General features: G+C 62.6%; 23 protein-coding genes. 6 read left to right on the forward strand and 17 right to left on the reverse strand.

Annotated elements, in window-relative coordinates; all coding sequences use genetic code 11:
• Positions 1-160: 160 nt before the first annotated feature.
• From GGR38_RS14435 to galE, 3 genes are all read right to left on the reverse strand, one after another.
• Complete coding sequence (locus GGR38_RS14435) at positions 161-778, reverse strand: HAD family hydrolase (RefSeq protein WP_183626745.1); 618 nt, start codon at positions 776-778, stop codon at positions 161-163.
• A gap of 152 nt (positions 779-930) precedes the next feature.
• Positions 931-1,056: a type B 50S ribosomal protein L36 gene (ykgO, locus tag GGR38_RS14440; protein WP_054122357.1), complete on the reverse strand. Its 126-nt coding sequence runs from the start codon at positions 1,054-1,056 to the stop codon at positions 931-933.
• A gap of 71 nt (positions 1,057-1,127) precedes the next feature.
• Positions 1,128-2,147, reverse strand: a complete 1,020-nt coding sequence (gene galE / locus GGR38_RS14445; protein ID WP_183626746.1) for a UDP-glucose 4-epimerase GalE — start codon at positions 2,145-2,147, stop codon at positions 1,128-1,130.
• Positions 2,148-2,335: 188 nt separating this feature from the next.
• Here galE and GGR38_RS14450 point away from each other — a divergent pair, with 188 nt between their 5' ends.
• Genes GGR38_RS14450 through GGR38_RS14460 form a run of 3 tightly spaced genes read left to right on the forward strand, consistent with a single transcriptional unit; the run spans position 2,336 to position 4,800 of the window.
• Positions 2,336-3,028, forward strand: a complete 693-nt coding sequence (locus tag GGR38_RS14450; RefSeq protein ID WP_246404707.1) for a DUF4136 domain-containing protein — start codon at positions 2,336-2,338, stop codon at positions 3,026-3,028.
• Positions 3,029-3,072: 44 nt separating this feature from the next.
• A complete protein-coding gene (locus GGR38_RS14455; RefSeq protein ID WP_183626749.1) occupies positions 3,073-3,654 on the forward strand; it encodes a DUF4136 domain-containing protein in 582 nt (193 codons plus the stop codon).
• 9 nt (positions 3,655-3,663) lie between these two features.
• On the forward strand, positions 3,664-4,800 hold the full coding sequence (locus GGR38_RS14460; RefSeq protein WP_183626751.1) for a M14 family metallopeptidase: 1,137 nt from the start codon (positions 3,664-3,666) through the stop codon (positions 4,798-4,800).
• Here the strand turns inward: GGR38_RS14460 and GGR38_RS14465 are convergent.
• A complete protein-coding gene (locus GGR38_RS14465; RefSeq protein ID WP_183626753.1) occupies positions 4,797-5,234 on the reverse strand; it encodes a MarR family winged helix-turn-helix transcriptional regulator in 438 nt (145 codons plus the stop codon). The genes GGR38_RS14460 and GGR38_RS14465 overlap by 4 nt on opposite strands.
• A gap of 149 nt (positions 5,235-5,383) precedes the next feature.
• Between GGR38_RS14465 and GGR38_RS14470 the strand changes: the two genes are divergently transcribed.
• A complete protein-coding gene (locus GGR38_RS14470) occupies positions 5,384-7,081 on the forward strand; it encodes an acyl-CoA dehydrogenase family protein (RefSeq protein ID WP_183626755.1) in 1,698 nt (565 codons plus the stop codon).
• 250 nt (positions 7,082-7,331) lie between these two features.
• Here GGR38_RS14470 and GGR38_RS14475 read toward each other — a convergent pair whose 3' ends face one another.
• The 5 genes from GGR38_RS14475 to GGR38_RS14495 form a co-directional block, all read right to left on the reverse strand.
• Entirely contained in the window at positions 7,332-7,805 is a 474-nt protein-coding gene (locus GGR38_RS14475) for a Saro_0803 family transcriptional regulator (RefSeq protein WP_168605003.1), read from the reverse strand.
• A gap of 78 nt (positions 7,806-7,883) precedes the next feature.
• Positions 7,884-8,948 (reverse strand): amidohydrolase family protein, encoded by a 1,065-nt coding sequence (locus tag GGR38_RS14480; RefSeq protein WP_183626757.1) that lies wholly within the window; start codon positions 8,946-8,948, stop codon positions 7,884-7,886.
• Positions 8,949-8,985: 37 nt separating this feature from the next.
• Entirely contained in the window at positions 8,986-9,651 is a 666-nt protein-coding gene (locus tag GGR38_RS14485; RefSeq protein WP_183626759.1) for a DUF2490 domain-containing protein, read from the reverse strand.
• Positions 9,652-9,778: 127 nt separating this feature from the next.
• Positions 9,779-11,206: an NAD-dependent succinate-semialdehyde dehydrogenase gene (locus GGR38_RS14490; RefSeq protein WP_183626761.1), complete on the reverse strand. Its 1,428-nt coding sequence runs from the start codon at positions 11,204-11,206 to the stop codon at positions 9,779-9,781.
• Positions 11,203-12,606 carry an MFS transporter gene (locus GGR38_RS14495; protein WP_183626763.1) on the reverse strand — a complete coding sequence of 468 codons (1,404 nt, stop codon included), beginning with the start codon at positions 12,604-12,606 and terminating at the stop codon, positions 11,203-11,205. The genes GGR38_RS14490 and GGR38_RS14495 overlap by 4 nt, the downstream gene beginning before the upstream one ends.
• A gap of 164 nt (positions 12,607-12,770) precedes the next feature.
• Here GGR38_RS14495 and GGR38_RS14500 point away from each other — a divergent pair, with 164 nt between their 5' ends.
• Positions 12,771-13,673 (forward strand): SDR family NAD(P)-dependent oxidoreductase, encoded by a 903-nt coding sequence (locus tag GGR38_RS14500; RefSeq protein WP_183626765.1) that lies wholly within the window; start codon positions 12,771-12,773, stop codon positions 13,671-13,673.
• Positions 13,670-14,065, forward strand: a complete 396-nt coding sequence (locus GGR38_RS14505) for a VOC family protein (protein WP_183626768.1) — start codon at positions 13,670-13,672, stop codon at positions 14,063-14,065. Before GGR38_RS14500 ends, GGR38_RS14505 begins: the two co-directional genes overlap by 4 nt.
• Here the strand turns inward: GGR38_RS14505 and GGR38_RS14510 are convergent.
• The 8 genes from GGR38_RS14510 to GGR38_RS14545 form a co-directional block, all read right to left on the reverse strand.
• A complete protein-coding gene (locus GGR38_RS14510) occupies positions 14,062-14,727 on the reverse strand; it encodes an alpha/beta fold hydrolase (protein WP_183626770.1) in 666 nt (221 codons plus the stop codon). The genes GGR38_RS14505 and GGR38_RS14510 overlap by 4 nt on opposite strands.
• A gap of 266 nt (positions 14,728-14,993) precedes the next feature.
• Entirely contained in the window at positions 14,994-16,400 is a 1,407-nt protein-coding gene (gene ligM, locus GGR38_RS14515) for a vanillate/3-O-methylgallate O-demethylase (protein WP_183626772.1), read from the reverse strand.
• 133 nt (positions 16,401-16,533) lie between these two features.
• Positions 16,534-17,310, reverse strand: a complete 777-nt coding sequence (locus GGR38_RS14520; protein ID WP_183626774.1) for a glutathione S-transferase family protein — start codon at positions 17,308-17,310, stop codon at positions 16,534-16,536.
• Positions 17,311-17,338: 28 nt separating this feature from the next.
• The gene (locus GGR38_RS14525) at positions 17,339-18,211 is read right to left on the reverse strand and encodes an amidohydrolase family protein (RefSeq protein WP_183626776.1); all 873 of its coding nucleotides are present in this window, start codon (positions 18,209-18,211) and stop codon (positions 17,339-17,341) included.
• Positions 18,212-18,471: 260 nt separating this feature from the next.
• On the reverse strand, positions 18,472-19,983 hold the full coding sequence (locus GGR38_RS14530) for an aldehyde dehydrogenase family protein (protein ID WP_183626778.1): 1,512 nt from the start codon (positions 19,981-19,983) through the stop codon (positions 18,472-18,474).
• A 113-nt stretch (positions 19,984-20,096) separates the two neighbouring features.
• Entirely contained in the window at positions 20,097-22,235 is a 2,139-nt protein-coding gene (locus GGR38_RS14535; RefSeq protein ID WP_183626780.1) for a PQQ-dependent dehydrogenase, methanol/ethanol family, read from the reverse strand.
• Between the two features lie 174 nt (positions 22,236-22,409).
• On the reverse strand, positions 22,410-23,252 hold the full coding sequence (locus tag GGR38_RS14540; RefSeq protein ID WP_183626782.1) for a class III extradiol dioxygenase family protein: 843 nt from the start codon (positions 23,250-23,252) through the stop codon (positions 22,410-22,412).
• Positions 23,245-23,658, reverse strand: coding sequence for a protocatechuate 4,5-dioxygenase subunit alpha (locus GGR38_RS14545; protein WP_183626784.1), 414 nt, complete (start codon positions 23,656-23,658; stop codon positions 23,245-23,247). The genes GGR38_RS14540 and GGR38_RS14545 overlap by 8 nt, the downstream gene beginning before the upstream one ends.
• Positions 23,659-23,671: the final 13 nt, after the last annotated feature.

Genomic DNA, 23,671 nt, shown 5'->3' on the forward strand with positions numbered 1-23,671 from the left:
GCAGCCTTGGAATTTTAAAAGCCTGCGGCGCGGACAGGGATGACCTCTTAGCGCCGCAGGCTTTAAAACACGCAGGGCAAACACGCCGCCCCCAACCATCCACCACCCCATTAACGGGATTGCAAAGGGCCCCCGCCCTTTGCCCGCCGGAGGCAAAACCTTACAACAACCCCCGCCCCCGCAAATCCGCCTCCAACGCCTCAGCCCCATCCACGAAATGATGCACATGCCAGCCCAGCGCGCGCGCGGCCGCGATATTGTCGGCATTGTCGTCGATGAAGAACATCTCGCCCGGCGCATGGCCGAAACGCTGCGCGGCGAGGCCGAAGATCGCCGCATCGGGCTTGATCATGCGCTCATGCCCCGAAACCACGATGTCGCGAAAATGATCGAGGACCGGGAAGGTCGGGCGGAACATCGCCCATGCGTCCACGCCGAAATTGGTGATCGAATAGAGCGGCACACCCCGCGCATCGAGCGCCCGCACAATGTCGTGAGTCCCCTCGATGGGGCCGGGCACGCATTCCAGCCAGCGCGGCGCATAGAGTTCGATCAATTCGCGCTCTTCGGGATATTCCTGCGCCAGTTCCTCGATCATTTCGGCAAAGGGTTTGCCCGCGTCATGCTGGGCATGCCACTCCTCGCTGACCACTTCGCGCAGGAACCATTCGAGCCGGTCCGCCTCGGGGATCAGTTTTTCATACAGGCCCGCGATTCGCCATTTGACCAACACCCGGCCAATATCGAACACCACCACATGCGGCTGCTTCTCGCTCATCACCTTCTCCGATTCGCCCTGATTCGCGCCAAAACACGCAACACAGGGACCAGACGCAGCAAGCCCGCCATCGCGCTGGGCGGTGGCGGGCTTGCAAGCTTACCCGTGGCAGGCAGGGAACCCAAGGGAACCCAATGCCGACCGCGTATCAATTAGCCCTGACGAGCCTTGAAACGCTTTTGGGTCTTGTTGATGACATAGGTGCGGCCGCGACGGCGGATCACGCGGTTATCCCGGTGACGGTCCTTCAGCGACTTGAGGCTGTTGCGAATCTTCATGACAAATCCCTTTGCCCGAACCGACCGGGCCGAAAATTGAACCGCGCCGATAGGCTGCGTGGGTGGCAAAGTCAACCTTCGCCGCGAATTTCCGTCAGCTTACGTTCCCACGCCAAGGCATGGCCCACAATTACATCAAGATCAGCATAGCGCGGCACCCAAGGCACAGTGGCCTTGATGCGGGCATTGTCGGAAATCAGCGAATCGGGGTCGCCCGCGCGGCGCGGCTGCATCACGCGCTTGATGGTGCGATTGGTCGCCCGGTCCACCGCGTCCAGCACGTCCAGCACCGAGAAACCGCGCCCATAACCGGCATTCATCGTCAGTGAGCGCTGCGGCTGCTCAACCAACGCCTCCAGCGCCAGCACATGGGCATTGGCCAGATCCGAAACGTGGATGTAGTCGCGCACGCCGGTGCCGTCGGGCGTGGAGAAATCGGTGCCGAACACGCCCACGCTCTCACGCTTGCCCAGCGCCGCCTCAACCGCCACCTTGATCAGGTGGGTCGCGCCCGCCGTTGATTGCCCGGTGCGCGCATCCGGGTCCGCCCCGGCCACGTTAAAATAACGCAGCGCGCAATAATTCATCGGATGGGCCGCCGCGACATCCTTGAGCATGATCTCCGTCATCAGCTTGGACATGCCATAGGGGTTGATCGGGACCTTGGGCATATCCTCGTTGACGGGCGAAACCTCGGGAATGCCATAGGTGGCTGCGGTCGAGCTGAAGATGAAATGCTTGACGCCACCCGTCACCGCCGCCTCGATCAGGGCGCGGCTCTTGGCGGTGTTATTGTGATAATATTTCAGAGGGTTTTCCACCGATTCGGGCACAACGACCGATCCGGCAAAATGCATGATGGCGCCGATTCCCTGTTCGGCGATGATTCGCGCGATCAATTCGCCATCGGCAATATCGCCCTGATAAAAGGCGACGCCATCGGGCACGGCGAAGCGGAAGCCGGTGACCAGATTGTCCACCACCGCCACTTTCCACCCTGCGTCCTTCAACGCCAGCACGGCATGGCTGCCAATATAACCCGCCCCGCCGGTGACAAGGACGGGAAGCTTTCCAATCGTTGCGTCTGTCATGGTTGCCGTCTCTAGCATGATCTATTGGACATGGGATTAAATTATGCGCCATTTTCATCGCAATCCTGCGACAATTTCGCATATCCATCGCGCATCAGGTTCATCATCGGGCAAGCTATGACCACCTAGCCTGAGGCCCAAGGGGCACAGAAACACCGCCATTGCCGCACAGAAAGTTGCACAACGCCATGAAGCCGACCATTTCCGGAAAGATCCCCGCTGCCCTGCTTGCCATTCTGGCTCTGTCCGCACCTGCCCATGCCCAGCCCGGCTGGGGCGGAATGGGGGGATGGGGCGGCGGTTATGGCGGGTTTGGCGGTTACGGACGCGCTTCGGCCCCGCGCGATGACCGCGAGGGCCGGGTGGATGCCGAAAGGTTTCTGGCCGATGGCGCCATTCCTGCGCTGGGCCATGGCCGCGTCACCTTGCGCACGATGCCCGGCACCACCGCGTCCGACCGCGAACAGGCCACCTTCGAGGCCGCCGTTGTCGATCAACTGGCCAAGGCGGGCTATGACACAACAGGCCCCGATGGCGAAGGCGGCCAGATCGTCGAGATCACCGTGGTGCGCGACCAGCTTGAGCCCGCCGAGGAAAAGCGCAATCCGATCTCGGGCAGCGCGACGATGGGCGTGTCCAATCGCGGGTCGATGATGGGCCTGTCGCTGGCCTATGACGCCACCAAGCCGCGCGGCGCGCTGGTGATGACCAATATGGAAATCCGCATCCGCGACCGCGTCTCGGGCAAGGCATTGTATGAGGCCCGCGCCCGCATCGCCACGCGCGAGGGCACCAAGGCGGCCAGCGACGATGCCGTCTCGGTCCGCCTTGCCGGCGCCCTGTTCGAGCGCTTCCCCTCCTCCTCGTTGGCGGCACGCTGATTCGCCTCTTGCATGATCGCGCGCATGGGGCCACCACCGGTCCCATGATGCGCCTTATCAGTTCACTTGCGCCGCTGTTGCTGCTTTCCGCCTGCGCCGTGCCGGTCGGCCCGGTCGAAGTTTCGCGCTTCCATGTCGCCGATGCCTCGCCGCTGGGGCATGGCACGATTGCGGTGGTGCCCGGCCCCGGCATGGATGGCTCCAGCCTCGAATTGCAATCCTATCAGATCGCGGTCGAAGCCCAACTGGCCGCCCTTGGCTATACCGCCGCCCCGCCCGACAGCGCCGATCAGATCGCCGCGATCCGTCTGGTCCGCACCGCGCTGACCGAAAGCCGCAGCCCGGTGGGGGTCAGCCTTGGCGCATCGGGCAGCAATTACGGCAGCGGCGCGGGCGTGGGCATCTCGATCCCCATCCGCACCGCCTCGGGCCAGCAAACGGCCACCGACCTTATCGCCGTGATCCGCGATCGCGCCAGCGGCAAGGCCCTGTGGGAGGGCCGCGCCAGCTTTACCGTGTCCAGCACGTCGCCTTTGGCGCAAACCCAACTGGCCGCGCCCAAGCTGGCACAGGCGCTGTTTTCCGGCTTTCCCGGCCAATCGGGCGAAACCATCCGCGTTCCATAGAGTACACCCATGAGCGAATTTGCCATCCACATCGACTCCGCCTTTGATTCGGGCAATATCGAGGTGCGCGCCATCCATGGCGCCACCGCCACGCTGGCCATCCGCCGCGATGCGCACAGCGATTTTTTCCAATGGTTCCATTTCCGCGTTTCGGGCGCGGCTGGGCGCGAACTGGTGCTGCGCATCACCGGGCTGAACGCGGCCGCCTATCCGGGCGGTTGGGAAGGCTACCGGGCCTGTGTGTCGGAGGACCGCGACTATTGGGGCCGCGCCGATACAGCATGGGACCCGCACACCGAAAACGGCACGCTGACCATCACCTATTCGCCCGAAAGCGAGATCTGCTGGTTCGCCTATTTCGCGCCCTATTCAATGGAGCGCCACCACGACCTGATCGCGCAACTGGCCGCCGAGCCGGGCGTGATCTATCGCCGCCTTGGGCAAAGCCTCGATGGCCAGCCCATCGACTGCCTGACCATGGGCGACGGGCCGGTGCAGATCTGGCTTCAGGCCCGCCAGCATCCGGGCGAGAGCATGGCGCAATGGTGGATGGAAGGGGCGCTCGATGCTCTGACCGATCCGGCCAATCCGCATGGGCGTTTGCTGCGGGAGAAGGCGACCGTGCATGTTGTGCCCAACGCCAATCCCGATGGCTCGCGCCGGGGGCATTTGCGCACCAATGCGGCGGGCGTGAACCTCAACCGCGAATGGCACGATCCGCGCCCTGATCGCAGCCCCGAAGTGCTGGCCATCCGCAATGCGATGGATGAGACCGGCGTCGCCCTGTGCATGGACGTGCATGGCGACGAGGCGATCCCACATGTCTTCATCGCCGGTTTCGAGGGCATCCCCGGCATCACGCAGGCGCAACTGGCGTCATACCATCGCTATCTGGCGATCCTTGACGCCCAGACGCCCGATTTCCAGACCAGGGCGGGCTACCCCATCGCGCCTGCAGGCCGGGGCAATCTGACCATGGCCACCAACCAGATCGCCGAGCGGTTTGGCGCGGTGGCGATGACGCTGGAAATGCCGTTCAAGGACCACAATGACCTGCCCTGCCCCGATCAGGGGTGGAGCCCGGAACGCAGCGCGCAATTGGGCCGCGACTGCATCGCCGCGCTGGCGCAGTGGATTATGGGTTAATCGCTCTCGATGGCGGCTTCTGCCGATTGCCAAAAGGCATGCAGAACCGCCATCGCCTGTTTGCGCAAAGGCGCGGGCACGCCTTCCATCAGCGTCTGCTCATAAGCGTCGATCACGGTGAGGACCTGCGTATGCAGCGCCTCCCCCTCGGCGCTCAGATAAAGCCCCTGCGAGCGCCCATCGACCCGTTGACGATCGATCAACCCCTTCGCCTCAAGCCGCGAGACGATCGGCACCATATTGGCCCGCTGAATATCAAGGATGCGCCCCGCCTCGCTCTGGGTGATGCCCGGTTGGCCGTTCAGCAGCATCAACAGGCTGGCATCGACATGGCGCAGCGAAAGCGCCGACAGGCGCCGGTTAAGCCCGGCCAGCGCCGCCGAGGAGGCCCGGCGCAGCACATAGCCGGGAAGATTTGCCAATGGATCGTTCATAACAATCTTTCGTGAAGCCCACGAGGGCCGATGGCAAGGGGGGCGCGCAACAAAAATCCGCACCACGTGCGATTTTTCGACCATGGTGGCGATTGGCAGGCCTGCGCATTACTGTTATGCATGATAGCAGAATTAGATGAGAGGACCGCATGGATATCACCGCCACCATCGCACGCCATCTGGCCATCAGCCCCGGCTGGGATGCGCTTTTGGCCACCAGCGAATCCTGCGCACAGGCCAGCGAAGACATGATCGCCGAGATCCTGGGTTCGGCGGGGCGCTTTGCGCTTGAACGTCTGGCGCCCCTGAATACGGCGGCCGATGTGACGGGTTGCAAACTGGTCGATGGCCGCGTCATCACCGTGCCCGAACACAAGGCCGCATGGGCGGAATTCTGTGAGGGCGGCTGGCTGATGCTTGACGCCTCGCCCGAGATCGGCGGCATGGGCCTGCCCACGGCGCTGGGCAATGCGGTGCAGGAAATGATGGACCGCCACTGCCCCGCCTTTGGCATGATGCCAGTGCCCAGCCGGGCGGGTGCACGCCTGATCCATGCCTTTGCCGATGACGCCGTGCGCGAGGCATGGCTGCCCGGTCTGATCGACGGGACGATTGGCGCGACCATCTGCATTTCCGAACCCGATGCGGGCAGCGATGTGCGCCGCCTGCGCACGCGGGGCGAAAAGCAGGCAGATGGCACATGGCGGATCACCGGCGAGAAATGCTGGATCAGCTTTGGCGATCAGGATCTGACGGGCGCGATTGCCCACCTGTTGCTGGCCAAAACCGCGCCCGAAGGGCAGGCCCCCAGCCCCAAAGACCCGATCAGCCTGTTCCTTGTCCCCTCGGTCGAGGATGGTGTGCGCGCGCCGATTGTGGTGCGCCGTCTTGAGGAAAAGCTTGGCCTGCATGCCTCGCCCACCTGCGTGATGGGGTTTGAAGGCGCACCCGCCTATCTGCTGGGCGAAGCGGGGCGCGGGTTGCCGCAACTCTTCGTCATGATCACCAATATGCGTCTGGCGACCGGCGTAATGGGCTTAGCCGTGGGCAGCCGCGCCGCCGACATCGCCTATGGCTATGCGGCCGAGCGGCGACAGGGCGGCAATGGCCCGCAGCCGGTCACGATCAACACCCATGCCGATGTGCAGGCGCAACTGCTCTCGCTTTCCGCGCGGGTCGAGCCTCTGCGCGGGCTGATCTTTGCCACGGCCAATGCCGCCGATCTCGCCCGCTTTACCAATGATGCGGCGGTCAAGGCGCATAATGAGGCGCTGGCCGGTTGGCTGTTGCCCATCGTCAAAACGCTGGGCGGCGAGACGGGCTTTGGCGTGGCATCGGATGCGATTCAGGTGCTGGGCGGCGCGGGATACACACGCGAATGGCCGGTCGAGCAGGGGTTGCGCGATGCCCGCGTGCTCACCGTCTTTGAAGGCACCACCGGTATGCAGGCGCAGGACATCACCCTGCGCCGCCTTCGCGCATCTGGCGCGGCGGGATATCATGCGTTTTTGCAGGCCACCCGCGAGGATGCAGCCCGCATCGACCATGCCGGTTTCAATGCGGCGCTCGACACCTTCACCGCCACCGCCGAGGCCATGATCGCCGCCGATCCCGCAACGGCCGAGGCGGGATCGACGCCCTTCCTGACGCTGGCGGGCGTGGTGGCAACCGGCTGGATCGCGGCGCGGCTGATCGCAGCGGAGGCTGGCGATCCACTGTCGCGCCAACTGGCGGCGGCAGGGCGCTATGCGCTGGCCGATATTGCGCCGCGGGCGGCTCTGGCCGGCGCGCAGGCGTTGATGGCGGCGGAGCGGGTGAGCGGGTTTGGGGTGATGGTGGAGGTTTGAGGTTTGAAGTTTGCCTCCGGCGGGCAAAGGGACTCGGTCCCTTTGCAATCCCGTTAATGGGGTGGTGGTTGGTTGATAGCGGTGTGCCCGGCCGCCATGTTTGAAAGCCTACGGCGCGGTAAACTCAGTCCTATCCGCGCCGCAGGCTTTTAAATCCCAACGCCGCGTCCGACACCCAACGCCGAACCCTTGGCGCAACGCAGACAGTAACGGGAGCGCGAGGGTCTAGACCCTCGCATTCAACCCTTCTTCACTCATGCAACCGCGTCAGCAACTCGATCAACACCGCCACTTCCCGCGCCGTGTACCGAGACTTAAGCCATTCCTCATGCGCGCGGATGGCCTCTTTCGCCGTGGCCAGCATCGCCTTACCCGCAACCGTCAGATGCAGCGTCTGCTTGCGCCCATCGGTGTCCGACTTTCCGCGCTGCAACAGGTCGCGCGCTTCCAGCCGGTTGACGATGGCCATGGTGGTGGCCCGGTCCATGCGCATACGCTGGGCCAGCCCGGTTTGCGCGATGCCGGGGTGGTCATCGACCAGCCACAGCACCGAGACCTGTTTCTGCGTCAGATCGAGTTCGGCAAAGGTCTCGGTAAAGTGGCGATAGACCGCGCCATGGGCAAGGCGCAGGTGAAACCCCACGATATCGCGGATTTCGCCAATATCGTCGGCATCTTCCCCCGGCGGGGTGGTTTTCACCAGCGTTTCCTTGACTTTTGCCATGCCCTTGCGCTTGCCCCTCTATCTGCGCTCCTGTTTCCATCAGTGACCGGGCCTTGCGCCGGGCGCAAGGCCCCTGCCTCACAGTTTGAACCAGCGGCGTGCGTTATCCTCAAAGAACTTGCGTTTTGTGGCAAAATTCATGGCCATATTGTCCATATCGACCACTTCGCGCGCCTCGTACTGATACGGATAGTCCATAGCGTACATCACGCGATCCTCGCCCATCACCTCCTGAGCAAATTTGATCGCCGGTTCCCACGCCATGCCCGAATTGGTGATCAACACGTTGGAACGCATATATTCGGCGATGGTTTTCTTCAGCGGCTTGAGGCGTTCATAGCGCTGCGAGCGCACCCCCGCCTGATGCATGTAATCGAGACGATAGAGCCAGTAGGGCAGCGCCTCGCCCATATGGCCGACCATGATCTGGAGCGTGGGATAGCGGTCGAAAATGCCGGTGGTGATCAGGCGCAAAAGGTGCATCCCCGTTTCCACGCCAAAGCCGAACACCGCACCGTCCAGCCCCGCTTCCAGCACCGGCCCGATCATGCTGTCGGGCAAGGTGGCAGGATGGATATAAAGCGGCTGATCCACCTCGACCAGCGCGCGGAAGATGGGGTCGAATTGCGGCTCGTCCAGATAGTGGCCCTGCGTGTGGCTGTTGATCTGGCAGCCCTTAAAGCCCCATTCGCGCGCGCCGCGCCGGATTTCATCGGCCGACCATTCCGGGTCCTGCGGCGCCACCGCCGTCATGCCGACAAAGCGGGTGGGATATTTCGCGCAGGCAGCGGCAAGCGCCTCATTGGCCCGCCGCGCCACGCCCTTGGCTTCTTCCACATCCAGAATCGGCTGCACACCGGGGCTGGTCAGCGCGAGGATGGCGACATCAATCCCGGTCGCGTCCATATCGGCAATCCGCCGCTCGCCCAGATCCAGCAGGCGCTCCATGATCTGCGTCGCGCGCGGCGATGGGCTTTGCGCATAAAAGCCCCACAGGCTGACCATGCCCTTGTCCGCCGTGCCGTCGCGGATCATGCGCAGGAAGATGTCCACCTGCTCGCGCGTGGCAAAGGCTTCCTCGGTGGCGATGCGCAGATAACCGCGCTCGCCGCCGGTGCGAAGTGGATGGAGATGTTCGCTCATGTGGGGCTGTTCCTCTTTCCCGACAGCCCGGCGGTTTTTATCGGTTGATGGTCAATGCCAGGCTGAAAATGTGATTCATCCGGTCGGCCTTTGCGTCCCGCGCAATATACTGGCCCATATATCCGGTCTCGATGGCGAAGCCGCGCGCCACTGGCACGGCCAGACCGCCAAACAGGCGCAATTGGTCGAAGCCCGCCTTCTGGCCCCAAGTGGTCTTGTTGAAGGCGAAGAACGGTTCGGCGCTGCCCACCAGCGCGAAGCCCTTGCCGATGGGCAGGCTGCCTCGCACCTGTTGCCGCATCCGCCAGCCCACCTCGCCCGAACCCTCGACAAAGCGTTGTTCCAGACGAGTGCGCCCGGTGATCGTGCCGCTCTTGCCCGCGTCCAAAATGCTGAAATTGGCCTGCTGAAACAGGCGATGTTCGTCCAGCACCTTGGCCCCCAGATTGTCGGTGCGGACATAGGCATAGCCGCCAAACACGCTGGTCTTGGGATTGATGCGATAACCGATCGCCTGACGGAGCAGGATTTGCCCGGCGCGACTGTGCTCGTCCGTAATCCGCGCCTGATAGTCGAAATTGACCACAGCGCGCCCCCCCAGCCCGACCATGCCATGCACGGCGGCCCATGTCTGCGTATCCTCCTCCGCCGCATACGCCATGGGCGCCATCATCAACAAAGGCAGGGCAAACAGAAGCTTCATGGCAAGATCTCGCAAACAGGGGGAGGCCATCGCGGCCTCCTCCTGTTGCGGGGGCGGCATGACGCTGGGCCACGCCGCTTACCTCGCCTGTTTTGCTCAACTGTTGCTGGGCCATGACAAAGGGCAATTATCCTTCGTGGACAGCCTTGGTGACAAGGCAGGCAGCCAGACCTTCCGGCCCGTCCTCGGCGCCGTGCCCCGACCATTTAACCCCGCCAAAGGGCGAATCCGAAGCGCCGATGGCCACCGTGTTGATGCCCACCATCCCGGCCTCCAGCTCGCGCGCCAGACGCTTTTGCCGTGCGGCATCCTGTGTCCAGCAATAGGCGGCCAGACCATAGGGCAGCCGGTTGGCCTCCGCGATCATCGCCTCCTCGCCCGGCATCGGGTTGATGATGGCCACAGGGCCAAACGGCTCCTCATTCATGATCCGCGCGCTGAGCGGCACTTCGGAAATCACGGTGGGTTCGAAGAAGAATCCCTGATTGCCGATACGCTTGCCGCCTGCGTTCAGTTTTGCGCCCGCCGCCACGGCGTCTTTCACCAGCGCCTCAATGGCCTCGGGTCGGCGCGGGTTGGCCATCGGCCCCATGCGGCTGCCCTCGTCCATGCCGTCGCCCACGGTGATCGCCTGCGCCCGCGCGGCAAAGCCATCGCGGAAACGCTCGAACACGCTTTCCTCGACAAGGAAGCGCGTCGGGCTGACGCAGACCTGCCCCGCGTTGCGATATTTATGGCCCACGGCAATATCAAGCGTGCGCTCAATATCCGCGTCCGCAAACACCAGCACCGGCCCATGCCCGCCCAGCTCCATCGTCGTGCGGATGCAATTTTCCGCAGCGAGTTTCGCCAGATGCTTGCCCACCACCGTCGAGCCGGTGAAGGAGAGCTTGCGGATCACCGGACTGCCCAGCAGATGGCGGCTGACCTCATCGGGCACGCCGAACACCACCTGCGCCACCTGCGGCGGCAGGCCAGCGTCCAGCAGCGCCTGCAGCACGGCCAGCGCCGAGGCGGGGGATTCTTCGGCAGGTTTCAGGATCACGCTGCACCCCGCCGCAATCGGCGCGCCCAGCTTGCGCCCCGGATTGGCAATGGGGAAATTCCACGGCGCAAAGGCCGCCACCGGGCCAACCGGCTCGTAGGTCACGGTCGAACGCTGACCATCGGGGCGCGGCAGGGTGCGGCCATAGATGCGCTGCGTCTCGCCCGCATAAAAGTTGAACAGGCCCGCGACCATCATCACCTCGATGCGGGTTTCACCGATGGTTTTGCCCTCCTCCAGCGTGGCGGCGCGGGCGATTTCCTCCTGACGCTGCACCAACAGGGCTGCCGCGCCCGACAGCACGGCGGCGCGCTGCATCGGGGTGGACTTGCGCCAGATGCGAAAGCCCTCATCCGCCACGGCCAGCGCGCGGTCGAGATCAGCAGCATCCGCCAGCGGCAATTGCCCGATCACCGCGCCGGTCGCAGGGTTCAGCACAGCATGGGTGCGGCGATGGGCGACACCCACCTTCTCGCCGCCAATCACCATGGAAAGTTCAGGGTAAGTCATTGGGTTTCCTTGTCGAGCAAAGCCAAGGCGTCGGCATAGGGCCGGATCGCGCGGCTGATAATGTAGGCAGCCGCAGGGCTGAGCAAAACCCCCGAGAGCACCAAAGACTTCCAAACGTCGGCATCATGGCCGAACACATGGTCGGTGAAAAAGCCGATCATAAAGGGGCCGACCGCGCCCACGGCGGTGAACATCATCAGATAAAGGCCGGTCACCTGCCCGCGCATCTGGTTGGGGGTGATTTCCTGAATAACCAGATTTTGCGGCACCGCCGAGGCGATCCCCAGCATGCCCGCCAGCATCGAACAGGTCAGCGCCAGCCAAGGGCTGGGCATCATCGGCCCGATGATCGCCAGCGGCGCGGCCAGCGAAAAGCAGATCGTGACGGCGCGGACATTGGCGTCACGATAGCGCCGCGCCAGCAATTTGATCAGCATCGGCCCCAGCAGCAGCCCGGCGATTTGCCCGGCCAGCATGAACATGGGCGCGCGCGTGGCGATCTCCACCTCGGTCCAGCCATAGGTGCGCTTATAGAAAGGCACCATCCATGCGGGCGCGGCCATAGCGTGGGCCGCCGAAAAACCTAGCCCCAGAAACAGCGGTCCATACACCGCGCGGCGGCGCCATACTTCGGCCATCACCGTGCGGATCGGCAGCGGCTTGCCCCCATCGATCACGCCCCGGCGCGGCGGTTCCTTCACGAAGAGCAGCAGGGCGCAGGCCACCACGCCCGGCAGCGCCAGCATCATCAGCACATATTTCCATCCATGGAGCGTCGTGCCCATGAAAGGCGTTTCGGGCAGGCTCATCGCCAGCGCGAGCAGCTTGCCCGCGATAACGAGGCCGATCGTGCTGCCGCCGATAAAGCCCAGTTGCAGCACGGCGAAGGGCCAGCGGCGTTTTTCGGGCGGAAAGAAATCGGCCAGCATTGAGTAAGACCCCGGCGCATGAGCCCCGCCCCCGGCGCCCACCAGCATCCGGGTGAAGGCCAGAGCCATAAAGGTGCTGGTAAACCCACCCGCCGCATTGAGCAGCGCGATCAGAAGCGCGCCGATGGCCAGCACATATTTGCGCGGAAAAATATCCGAACAGCGCGACAGCGGCAGCATCACCACCATGTAGAACACAACATTGACCGGCCCTTGCAGCAGGCCGATGGCGGTGTTCGACAGGCCGAACTCGGTCTTGATCTGTTCGATCAGCAGGCCAAAAGCCGCCGAATCGAAGAAATTGAGAAATGTGGCGAAGATAATCACGGCCAGCGCAAACCATGCCGCGCCCGCGCTGGGCCATGGTTCATCGCGCGCGGCCACGGCAAGGTGATGCGCGGCAGCATCCTCGGACGCCACGCCATGATTGAGTTCGGCGGCCATATCCGGCCCGCTCATAGAAACTGCCATATGCACCTCTCCCGTGCCTGCCCCCGATTGGCGAGGGGCGATTTCGCGCTGGCTCTTTACAGCGCATGTTTTGTATGTGTTAGATACAATGCATAGCGAGCCGCTTGGCAAGCCCCAATCGGCATGGACGCAAGAAAAATTGCGCGGGCAAGAGGATGACAGCGATGATTGATTTTGCAGGACGCACCGCCTTTGTCACCGGGGGCGCGAATGGCGTGGGGCTGGGCCTCGTGCGCGCGCTGCTGGCGCAGGGTTGCCGGGTGGCGATTGCCGATATTCGTGAGGAATCCATCGCATCGGCGCTGGCCACGCTGGACAATGCCGAGGTGATGGGCGTTCAGGTGGACGTGTCGAGCCGCGAGGCGATGGCGGTGGCGGCCGATGAGGTCGAGGCGCGCTTTGGCCCGGTCTCGCTGCTGTTCAACAATGCGGGCATCAACCTGTTCCAGACCATCGAGGATTCGAGCTGGTCCGACTGGGACTGGGTGATGGGGGTGAACCTGCATGGCGTCATCAACGGGGTGATGACCTTTGTGCCGCGCATGATCGCGGCGGGCAACGGGGGCTATATCGTCAACACCGCCAGCATGGCCGGATGGCTGGCCTCGGGCGCGCCGGGGATTTACAACACCACCAAATTTGCGGTGCGCGGCATGTCGGAATCTCTGCGCTACAGCCTTGCCAAGTATGGCATCGGCGTGTCGATCCTGTGTCCGGGGCTGGTGAAAAGCTATATCTATGCCAGCGACGATGTGCGCCCCGCCGGGTTGATGGAGGGGGCAAAGCCGATCGATCATGCCGCCGTCGAAAGGCTGGCGGGCGCGCATCAGGCCGGGATGGAGCCGGACGTGATCGCCGCCCGCGTGATCGAGGGCATGGAGGACAACCGCGCCTATATCTTCAGCCACCCCGAATTCCGCGAGGAAGTGGCCGAATTGTTTGCCGAATATCTGGCCGATTTCCGCGACTATCCCGCCGATCCGGGGTTTGAGCAGCGCATCAGCTTCGAAAAATTCCGGCGCGAGCGGTATAAGGAAGCCCGCGAAGCAGCAAGGAAAGCGGTATGATTCTGACGCTCGATCATGTGAACATCATCACGGCGGATCTGGAAGGATCCGCCCGCTTCTATGCGCAGGTGTTCGGGCTTGAGCGGCGCGATGGGCCCCCTCCCCTTACCCCGCAGACCGGGCAGTGGATGTATGATGAAGCGGGGCGCGCGGTGATCCACCTCAACAGTCTGGACGCCCCGCGCGCCTATGACCGCGATATTGCGCCGGGGCCGACCGGTGCGCTTCACCATGTCGCGCTGGCTTGCAGCGGGCATGATGCGATGATCGCGCGGCTGGAGGCGGTGAGGCTGGATTATCAGCGCAATTTCGTGACGGCCATCGGGCTGCGCCAGATCTTTGTGCGCGATCCCAATGAGGTCTTGTTTGAACTTAATTTCTTTGGTGATTAGGCGCCCAGCAGGATCTTGACCACCTGCGCGCGCTGACCATTCATCACGTCATGGCCGCAATCGGCCTCGTGATATTCCCATGCGGCATCGTCCTTGATCCGCGCGGCGAATTTCGGGAAAGGCGAAGGCTTCCAGCCGGTGGCCAGCACATAGATGCGCCGCGCAATCTTGGCCTCCTCGCCCGTGAAACGCACCCCTTCCAGCAGCGTCAGCAGCGGATGGCGCGAGAGCTTACGCCCCATCTCACCGATGATCGGCGCGACAAGGCCGGGGGTGAATTTCTGCGTGTCGATATAATGGCGATGCTCGTACTCGCTGGTGATGTCCCAAAGCGACTGGCCATCCTCGGGCAGGAAAGCGTCGAGATAGGCAATCGTGTCGATCCGCCCGCCCAGCCGCGTCGCCGTGCCGGTAATCACCATGCCGCCATAGGAATGGCCCACCAGCACAAAGCGGTCGAAACCGGCCTCTTCCACCGCCACGCAAACGTCGTCGATGTGATCGGACAGCGTGATGCCGGGGTGCAATTCCTCGCGCCGCTCGCCAAGTCCGCTCAGCTCTACCACCACCGCCCGGTGGCCCGCGCCGCGCAGATCCTCGGCAAGCCCCTGATACGACCAGCCGCCGGCCCATGCGCCATGCACCAGAACATAGTCGGTCATCGTTTCAGGGCCTCTCTGATTTTTATAAAAGGATAGATGCGAGGGTCTAGACCTTCGCGCTCCCGTTACTGTCTTTGGCGCGCCAAGGGTTCGACCAAGGCGCAACGGACGCAGCGTTTCAAAATTAAAGCCTGCGGCGCTTTTCGGCGCAATCTCGCCGCGCCGCAGGCTTTTAATTATTGGCACCCCCGACGAACAACCCGCAACCCCATAATGGGATTGCAAAGGGACGAGTCCCTTTGCCCGCCGGAGGCATCAAGCCCAGATCAGGCCGTAACGCTCGTGCGCCAGCCTTCAGCATAAGCCTCACGCGCCACGCGGCTGTAAGGCACCGGCGAAACGATGCAACGCACGGCCAGCTGCTTGTGGGGTTCGACGGTGGTCTTGCGGGTGCCGCCGTTTTCTTCGCCCCATACCACGTGCAGCTCGGTGCCGACGGGGATGGCGGGGTCGATGGTAGCGAGGCTGAGCGCCTGCTTTTCGTTATACGAGAAGCCGGTGAACATCGAGAGGCCCACGGTCTTGCCATCGGCATCGACCACGCGGTCGTAGTTCGACGAGGCATAGTTGGCCAGCGGCACGTCGAAGAACTTGTAGGCTTCGCCGTCCGGGTTGAACATCGAGGCCATGATCTTGGCCATGTCTTCCGGATGCCAGGCCAGCGTCACCTTCTTGCGCTGTTCAGCCGGGTTCAGAGCTTCGAGAGCCTCGCGGCCGTGGAATTCGTGGTCGAACTTCACGAACGAGCCATAGCCCAGTTCCCACGGGTTGAGGTAGTAGTCCTCAATGTTGTCCGAGACGAACGAACCGCCGATCGAGCCGGTGGCTTCATACGAATCGGCGGCCAGCCATTCGCGGAAACCCTTCATCTTTTCGCCGGTATAGATCGCGGGCAGCGGCGAGGGAATCCAGCCCGATTCCAGCGTGTTCGACGGATAGGCGCGGCTGCCGCAAGCGATCAGGCCGAATTCCTTGCCCGCTTCGAGGATGGCGGCGCGGATTTCTTCCTGCTCGGCATAGGGGCCCCAGATTTCAAGGCCCGGCGCGCCCGACATGCCGTGGCGCAGCGTGCGCACGGTCTTGCCCGCGATGTTCATCGTCGACATGTTGAAGAACTTGAGCTGTTCCAGCGGGCCGCCATGCAGCTTTTCGATCACGGCCCATGCGTTGGGGCCCTGGATCTGGAAGCGCCATTCCTTGCGGCTGACGGGCTTGCCCATCGGGCGCATCGGCGAACGGTCGTCCAGCTCGATTTCAACGTCATAGCCGCCGGTCGCGGCGTGATAGCGCAGCCAGTTCGAGGCCGGCGCGCGACCGACATAGGTGAAGCTCTGCTCTTCTTCCCAGAAGATGATGCCGTCGCCGATCACATGGCCATAGGGCGTGGTCGGAACGTACTGCTTGGCCTTGTTGACGGTCCAGCCCTTGGTGCTGTTGATCATCGTGTCAGACAGCAGCTTGAGCGCGTCCTTGCCACGGATATACAGGTTGACCATGTGGTGCGACTGATCGAACAGCACGGCGCTGTGCTGCCAAGCCCACTGTTCCGAACGCCAGTTGGAAAATTCCGGCGCAACAACCGGATAAACATAGGCGCCAAGCTGCGAATTGCGCAGCATGTCAACGATATTCTCGGTGCCAGCCAGCACCTGTTCAAGATTTTGAGCGGCCATGGTGGTTCCTCTCTCCTCAAAGGTTTGTTTGCTATTGCCCCTATGGCATAGCAAATTTTGTAAGCTACACAAACTAAATTGTGCATGACGCAAACGGCCTCCGCGCGGGTTTTGCCGCGCAGCATCTATCCGATTATCGGGCGTGCCCCGTCCACGTGCGCAGACCCGGCGCCGTGCGATCTTCGCCCGCCAGAGCGCGGGCAACCGCAGGGCGCGCCGTCATCCGGTCGCGCCATTCGACCAACCGGGGACAGCGCTTCGCAATCTCCATATCGGGGAACATACGCTCAACCATCATCCCGCAATGGCTGTAGAAATTGATGTCGGCCAGCGTATAGGCATCGCCCGCCAGCCATGCCGTTTCGCCCAATTGGCGCTCGATCTTGTCCACCGCATATTCGATCTTGGCGGTGGCATTGGCCAGATCGCCTTCCGAAAAGCCGCTGCGCGCGGTCGCCCATTTCTTGCGCTGATCAGGCAGCGGAATGCTTTCGAGCAGCTTTTCAAATTCGCCCGATTCGATGTTGCGCGCGATGATGCCCACCATCCGGTGCCAGCCATGCATCGAGACGAAATTCATCACATGCTCGTCGACGAACTTGTTCCAATAACGCATCCGTGCCGCGCCCACCGGATCGCGCGGGCGCAAGGGGCCGCTCTCCGGCTGAGCATCGGGAAAGGCGTCTTCGAGATATTCGTTGATGACCGTGGTGTGGGTGATGATCGCACCGTCATGGTCCAGCACCGGCACTTGGCCCTCGGGGTTGATGGCGGTGAACCACGGCTGATGCTGTTCGAACTTGTGCAGATCGACATAGACGCTTTCCCAATCCAGATCCTTTTCGATCAGGGGTATCATGGATTTCAGGGAATTGGCCGCCGGTTCGGCATGGTAATATTTCAACGCCATCGCTCTCTCCTTCTCCGGCGTCTTGCCTTCAGGTCAGGCCCAAAAGCCGCGCCGCATTATCCTTCATGATGCCGGGCAAGATTTCCTCGCGGAAACCCACGCCGCGCGCCGCATCCAGCCACTTGTCAGGGTGGATCAGCGGAAAATCGCTGCCGAACAGCATCTTCTTGCGCAGTTGCGTGTTCGCATACTGAATAATCTGGGGGGCGAAATATTTGGGGCTCCAGCCCGACAGGTCGATGTAAACATTGGTTTTATGCAAAGCCATCGACAGGCTCTCATCCACCCAGGGCCAGGACGGATGGGCCAGAATGATCTTCATGTCGGGGAAATCGACCGCCACATCATCCACCAGCATCGGCTGACCATATTTCAGCCGAACACCGCCGCCGCCGCGCATCCCCGTGCCCATGCCCGAATGGCCGGTGTGGAAAATCGCGGGCAATTTGTAATGGTTGATAATCTCGTAAATCGGATAGCCCACCTGATCGCCGGGATTGCAGCCCTGCATGATATGGTGGAATTTGAAACCCTTGACCCCGCAATTCTCGACCAGATCGCGCGCCTCTCGCGCCCCCATCTTGCCCTTGTGCGGGTCGATGCTGGCAAAAGGGATGCAGATGTCATCATGCTTGGCGGCAAATTCAGCGATCTCGAAATTGGAAACCCGCTTGGCGCCGATATGGCTCTCGCAATCCACCGTGAACATGCAAAAGGCAATCTGTGCCTCGCGGTAAAGCTCGACAATCTCAGGCATCTTGGGCCGCTCGCGCGGGGCCTTGAAATAGGCGCTGGCCGCGTCGAAGAACTGGCCCATCACCGGGTCTTCAGGATCATGGCACGATACCTCGGCGTGGACATGCACATCGATGGCGCGGATTTTGGTGAGGTCGATGGGCATGATTGGATGTCCAAGGTTTTAAGGGAAGAATGCGAGGGTCTAGACCCTCGCGCTCCCGTTACTGTCTTCGTTGCGTCATGGGTTCGGCGTTTTGTGTCGGACGAGATGCCTGAATGTTAAAGCCTGCGACGCTTCCAACCAAAGCCGCGCCGCTGGCTTTCAAACCATGGTCATCACGCTCCCCCAGCAGGCCAAGCACAACCCCATAAAGGGATTGCAAAGGGACCAAGTCCCTTTGCCCGCCGGAGGCACCCAACCCCTTACAGCTTCATAATCACCGACTTCGTTTCCAGATAAGCCTCAATCCCCGCCCGGCCCTGCTCGCGCCCGACGCCGCTTTCCTTGTATCCGCCAAAGGGCAGCGCCACGTCGATCATGGCGTGGCAATTCGCCCACACCGTCCCCGCCTTGATCCGCGAAGCCAGCTTGTGCAGCGTCGAGGCGTCCTTGGTCCACACGCTGGCGGCCAGACCGAACTGGGTGTTGTTGGCTTCCTTGACCACCTCGTCGAGGTCGTCAAAACGCTGGGCGACGACGACCGGGCCAAAGATTTCCTCGCGCACCACGCTCATTTGCGGGTTCACGTTCACCAGCATCGTCGGGTTCACATAGTAACCATCCGCGCTGGGCGCATCGCCGCCCATGGCCACGCTGGCGCCATCGCGCTTGCCCGCCTCGATATAGCCCATCACGCGGTCGAACTGTTCCTGAGACACCAGCGGCCCCATATGCGCGGCCGGGTCCAGCGAGGGACGCGGCGCCCAGAAAGACGCGGTATTGGCGATGCCCTCGACCACTTGGTCAAACACCGAGCGATGGGCATAGAGGCGCGAACCGGCGACACAAACCTGCCCCGAATTGAAGAAGATCGCGCCCGCCGCGCCCGGCGCCGCCTCGGCCACATCCACATCGGGCATCACCACCACCGGCGATTTCCCGCCCAGTTCCAGCGTGACGTGCTTCAACGTATCGGTGGCGTTCTTGTTGATCAGCTTGCCGATTTCGGTCGAGCCGGTGAAGGCCACCTTGTCCACATCGGGATGCTTGACCAAACGGTCGCCCGAAACATGGCCATAGCCGGTGATGACATTGACCACGCCCGCCGGAATACCCGCCTCGGCGATCAGATCAGCCAGACGCAGCGCGGTCAGCGAGGTCTGTTCCGCAGGCTTGAGGATGATGGTGCAACCGGCCGCCAGCGCAGGCCCGACCTTGAGACAGGCCATCAGCAGAGGAAAGTTCCACGGCACGATCTGGGCGCAGACGCCGACCGGCTCTTTGACCGTATAGGTGAAGAACGCGCCAGCCGGCAGCGTATAGGGCGGGGTCGTCTCGCCGCCCACCTTGGCGGCAAAACCGGCCATATAACGGATGTGGCTGACCGCGCCGGGCACGTCAATGGCGCCCGCCATGGTCTTGGGCTTGCCATTGTCGATGGCTTCCAACTCGGCAAATTCCTCGGCATGGGCCTCGATCAGATCGGCTAGACGCAGCATGATCTTTTCACGCGCGATCGGCGGCAAACCGCTCCAGCGGCCATCGTCAAAGGCGGCGCGCGCGGCGGCCACGGCGCGGTCGGTATCGGCCACGCTGGCGTCCACGATCTGGCTGACGACCTTGCCCGAGGAAGGGTCCTCGACATCGATCAACTCGCCATGGCTGGAGGCCACCCATTCGCCATTGATGAACAAGGCGGGCTTGCGCGACAGCGACTTTTGCGCCGCCGCCGAATAGGCATGTTGCTGATAGGAGAGCGTGGTCATCTCGTTCATCGGCTTGATCCTCTCTGGCGTGCGGGCTGAAGCTTTTTGCCCGCCCCGCATCTGTCCAAACTGTAACATTTTATAGCAATCTTCCAAGCCTCAACAGGCTCGGCCCATCGCACTTATTTCTCGCCTAGTGCCTTATCCTCATGCGCGCGGGCGATGACGTAATGGCGGATTGCGTCGATCTCCTCGCGGCTGAGCTGCGCCGACCAGCCGATCATGCCATTGGCCTTGAGCGCCCCGTCATGCACGATGGCCTGCCACGTCTCCGGGCTGCCCAGCGCCGCGCTGTGGCGCAGGTCGGGCAGGACACCGCCGCTGACCGCTGCATCGCCATGGCACACGCCGCAGAAGCGACCGAACGTATAGGCGCCCTTTTCGACCACTTCCTTGGTGGCCGTCTGGGCCGGAGGGTCGAGCGGGCCGAAATTGGGGTCGGGCTTGGCGGGCAATTGCGCCTTGCCGCCCACCTTGAACACCAGCAGGCGGCTGATATTGCGCACCGCCCCCGATTTCCACGCCAGAACCCCGGTGGCCAGCGGCCAGATCCCGCCCCAACCCGCCATCACGGCGACATATTGCTGACCCTTGACGGTGAAGGTGACAGGCGCGGCGATCACCCCGGTCTGCGCATCAAAGGACCACAGCTTCTTGCCGTCCAGCGAAGAATAGGCGACGAAATCGCCCTTCGCCGTACCTTGGAACAACAGGTCGCCAGCCGTCGCCAGCAGGCCCCCATTCGACGGGCCGGGATAATCCACCCGCCACTTCTCGGTCTGCGTCACCGGGTCCCACGCGATCAGCGCGCCCTTGGTCGCCGCCTTGGCCGCCTCGCGCACGTCATTGTTGGCAGGCATCGCGGCGGCGCCTTGGTTCAACCCGTTGTTGAAACCATATTTGGCCGCTTTCCACTTCTCCTCCGGCACATAGGGGAAGGCCGCGATATTGGCCGGGATGAACATCAGCTTTTGCCGGGGATCATAGGCCATCGGCTGCCAGCTATGCGCGCCGCCCGCGCCGGGCATCGAGACGAAGGGCTTGCCCGTCTTGTCAAACCGCGCCGAGTGGTTTTCAATCGGGCGGCCCGTCTTGGGATCAAGGCCGGTGGCCCAGTTCACCGGCACGAAATTCTTGCCCTTGATGAACTGCCCGGTCTGGCGGTCCACCACATAGAAGAAACCGTTCTTGGGCGCGTGCATCAACACTTTGCGCATCCGCCCATCGATCATCAGATCGGCCAGAACGATATGCTGGCTGGCGGTAAAATCCCAAGTCTCGCCGGGGGTTTCCTGGAAATGCCAGACATATTGGCCGGTCTTGGGCCGCACTGCGACGATGGAGGACAGATAGAGATTGTCCCCGCCGCCCGGCGAGCGATAGGACTGGTTCCACGGCGATCCATTGCCCACGCCGATATAGAGCAGGTCGAGCGCCGGATCATAGGCCATCGAATCCCACACGGTGCCGCCGCCGCCCAGCTTCCACCACTGGCCCTTCCACGTCGCCTCGGCGCGTTTCAGGTATTCGGCCTTATTCTTGCCCGGCTGATCCGGGACGGTGTAGAATTTCCAGAGCTGCTTGCCGGTGTTGACGTCATAGCCCGCGACATAGCCGCGCACGCCCATTTCCGCGCCGCCATTGCCGATGATGACCACGCCGTTCACCACACGCGGCGCGCCGGTGATCGTATAGGGCTTGGTCCGGTCCACCGTCACCGTCGACCACAACAGGCGCCCCGTGGTACGATCCAGCGCGATCAGGCGCCCGTCCAGCGTGCCGTAGAACAGCTTGTCGCCCCACGCGCCCATGCCGCGATTGACCACATCGCAACACGCCTTGACGCCCGTTTCGCCCGGCACCTTGGGGTCATATTCCCAGATCAGCTTGCCGCTGAGAGCATCATAGGCCTTGGCCTTGGACCATGCGGTGGTGGTATAGATCACCCCGTCGATCACCAGCGGCGTGGCTTCCTGCCCGCGCGTGGTGTCAAGGTCGGCATACCATGCCAGCCCAAGCTGATTCACATTGTCCTTGTTGATCTGCGTCAGCGGGCTGAAGCGCTGTTCGTCATAGGTGCGGCCATGGCTGAGCCAGTTGTCGCCCTTGTCTGCGGATGCGGCAATGGCGGCGGCGTTAACAGCCAGCTTGGCCTTTCCGGCGCCCGTTGCGCCGCCCGCATAGGCCAGCACGGCGGCCCCGGCCAGCAGACCACCCAACCACAAGGCGCTCTTGGCCCCTGACTTTGCTTGCGCTTGCATAACCTCTCCTTCGGCGCCGACATTCTTCGGCGTCTCGACTGTATGCAATGCTTACGGTTTTTGCCGGTGCGGTCAAGGGGAGAAAAGCTAACAATTGAAAGCAAGCGGCCCCGCCATCCTGCCCCGGCGATGGCGGCGGGTCAAGAGGACGGGGTTTAGGCCAGAGGCTTGATTTCAGGCCGGTTCCATCAACATGGTGGCCGCCGCCGTGTTCGAGATCGGGATATGGTAATTGCGGTGGATTTCTGTCGCCGCCTCCACGCCCAAGGCCCCGCGCGCGGCGATCCAGTTGAGCACTTCGACGCCTTGCGTGCCTGCCTTGCGTACCATCTCATGGATCGAGTCATGCGTCAGCGCCGCCGGATTACCAGAGAGATTGTCCATGCAGAACGTGTCGTATTCCGGGTTGATATAACCGGCGCGTTCGCCATCCAGCTGGTGCGACAGGCCGCCCGTGCCGATGATGACGATCCGCTCGCCCCCGGTCCAGCTTTGCAGCGCCTTGTTCACCGCCTGACCCAGCGCCAGACAGCGCTTGGCCGAGGGCAGCGGGTGCTGCACCGTGTTGATGGCAAAGGGCACGATCTTGACCGGCCATGCCGCCACATCGGGCCATGCCAGTTCAAACGGGATCGAGAGCGCATGGTCCACCAGCATCTTCTGACAGGTGGTGATGTCGAACTCATCCTCGACCAGAGAGTTGATGATGTGCCAGCTCAGCTCGGTATGCCCGGCAAAGGGCTTGTACAGCGGCAAGCCCCAGCCCTCATCGGCATTGTGATATTCGGCCGCCGCGCCCACGGCAAAGGTCGGCATCTTGTCGAGGAAGAAATTCAGCCCGTGATCGTTGTTGAACACGATGGCGACATCGGGCTTCACCTGCGCCAGCCATTCGTGGACCTTCTGATAGCCATCGAAAAAGGGCTTCCAATAGGGCTCCTGCTGCAGCCCCTTGTGGATCGCGCCGCCGATGGCGGGCACATGGCTGGTGAAATAAGCGCCTACGATTTCAGCCATGGACCTTCTCCTTCTGGATCATGGCGCCATGCGCCTCGTCATAGGTCTGGCCTGCGCCCTGTGCGAGCAGCATGGCCTTGAAATTATCAACCGAAACGCCGGTCTGCATCGAGCCGACATCCTGCACGTTCAGACCGAAAATCCCGGCCAGCTTGGCAAGGTAATAGATGTTGCCCCCCGCCGCGATCATGCCCAGCACGCTGCGCTCGGCCACGGCTTTGCGCTGCTCGGGCGTCAGATGGAATTTGGCGCAATAGGCTTCCTCGTCATCAAGGAAGGCCTGACGATTGGCGGCGTCGTTGAAGGAATAGCACATGGCGTTCAGCTCAAAGCCCTTGGCCGCAGCATCGCCATCGAACAGATGGGTGCCCGGAATTGGCTCGCTTGCATTTTGCGGTCCAGACATAATGGCCTCTCCA

This window comes from Novosphingobium sediminicola, assembly GCF_014196525.1.
GTDB classification, from domain to species: Bacteria; Pseudomonadota; Alphaproteobacteria; order Sphingomonadales; family Sphingomonadaceae; genus Novosphingobium; species Novosphingobium sediminicola.

Bases quoted from the DNA above. Each gene is read 5' to 3' on its own strand.
- GGR38_RS14545 (WP_183626784.1), bottom strand. From the start codon at position 23,658: ATGTCTGGACCGCAAAATGCAAGCGAGCCAATTCCGGGCACCCATCTG.
- GGR38_RS14470 (WP_183626755.1), top strand. From the start codon at position 5,384: ATGGATATCACCGCCACCATCGCACGCCATCTGGCCATCAGCCCCGGC.
- ykgO (WP_054122357.1), bottom strand. From the start codon at position 1,056: ATGAAGATTCGCAACAGCCTCAAGTCGCTGAAGGACCGTCACCGGGAT.
- galE (WP_183626746.1), bottom strand. From the start codon at position 2,147: ATGACAGACGCAACGATTGGAAAGCTTCCCGTCCTTGTCACCGGCGGG.
- GGR38_RS14505 (WP_183626768.1), top strand. From the start codon at position 13,670: ATGATTCTGACGCTCGATCATGTGAACATCATCACGGCGGATCTGGAA.
- GGR38_RS14495 (WP_183626763.1), bottom strand. From the start codon at position 12,606: ATGGCAGTTTCTATGAGCGGGCCGGATATGGCCGCCGAACTCAATCAT.
- ligM (WP_183626772.1), bottom strand. From the start codon at position 16,400: ATGGCCGCTCAAAATCTTGAACAGGTGCTGGCTGGCACCGAGAATATC.
- GGR38_RS14460 (WP_183626751.1), top strand. From the start codon at position 3,664: ATGAGCGAATTTGCCATCCACATCGACTCCGCCTTTGATTCGGGCAAT.
- GGR38_RS14490 (WP_183626761.1), bottom strand. From the start codon at position 11,206: ATGACTTACCCTGAACTTTCCATGGTGATTGGCGGCGAGAAGGTGGGT.
- GGR38_RS14435 (WP_183626745.1), bottom strand. From the start codon at position 778: ATGAGCGAGAAGCAGCCGCATGTGGTGGTGTTCGATATTGGCCGGGTG.
- GGR38_RS14540 (WP_183626782.1), bottom strand. From the start codon at position 23,252: ATGGCTGAAATCGTAGGCGCTTATTTCACCAGCCATGTGCCCGCCATC.
- GGR38_RS14500 (WP_183626765.1), top strand. From the start codon at position 12,771: ATGATTGATTTTGCAGGACGCACCGCCTTTGTCACCGGGGGCGCGAAT.
- GGR38_RS14450 (WP_246404707.1), top strand. From the start codon at position 2,336: ATGAAGCCGACCATTTCCGGAAAGATCCCCGCTGCCCTGCTTGCCATT.
- GGR38_RS14530 (WP_183626778.1), bottom strand. From the start codon at position 19,983: ATGAACGAGATGACCACGCTCTCCTATCAGCAACATGCCTATTCGGCG.
- GGR38_RS14485 (WP_183626759.1), bottom strand. From the start codon at position 9,651: ATGAAGCTTCTGTTTGCCCTGCCTTTGTTGATGATGGCGCCCATGGCG.
- GGR38_RS14465 (WP_183626753.1), bottom strand. From the start codon at position 5,234: ATGAACGATCCATTGGCAAATCTTCCCGGCTATGTGCTGCGCCGGGCC.
- GGR38_RS14520 (WP_183626774.1), bottom strand. From the start codon at position 17,310: ATGGCGTTGAAATATTACCATGCCGAACCGGCGGCCAATTCCCTGAAA.
- GGR38_RS14535 (WP_183626780.1), bottom strand. From the start codon at position 22,235: ATGCAAGCGCAAGCAAAGTCAGGGGCCAAGAGCGCCTTGTGGTTGGGT.
- GGR38_RS14475 (WP_168605003.1), bottom strand. From the start codon at position 7,805: ATGGCAAAAGTCAAGGAAACGCTGGTGAAAACCACCCCGCCGGGGGAA.
- GGR38_RS14510 (WP_183626770.1), bottom strand. From the start codon at position 14,727: ATGACCGACTATGTTCTGGTGCATGGCGCATGGGCCGGCGGCTGGTCG.
- GGR38_RS14525 (WP_183626776.1), bottom strand. From the start codon at position 18,211: ATGCCCATCGACCTCACCAAAATCCGCGCCATCGATGTGCATGTCCAC.
- GGR38_RS14455 (WP_183626749.1), top strand. From the start codon at position 3,073: ATGATGCGCCTTATCAGTTCACTTGCGCCGCTGTTGCTGCTTTCCGCC.
- GGR38_RS14480 (WP_183626757.1), bottom strand. From the start codon at position 8,948: ATGAGCGAACATCTCCATCCACTTCGCACCGGCGGCGAGCGCGGTTAT.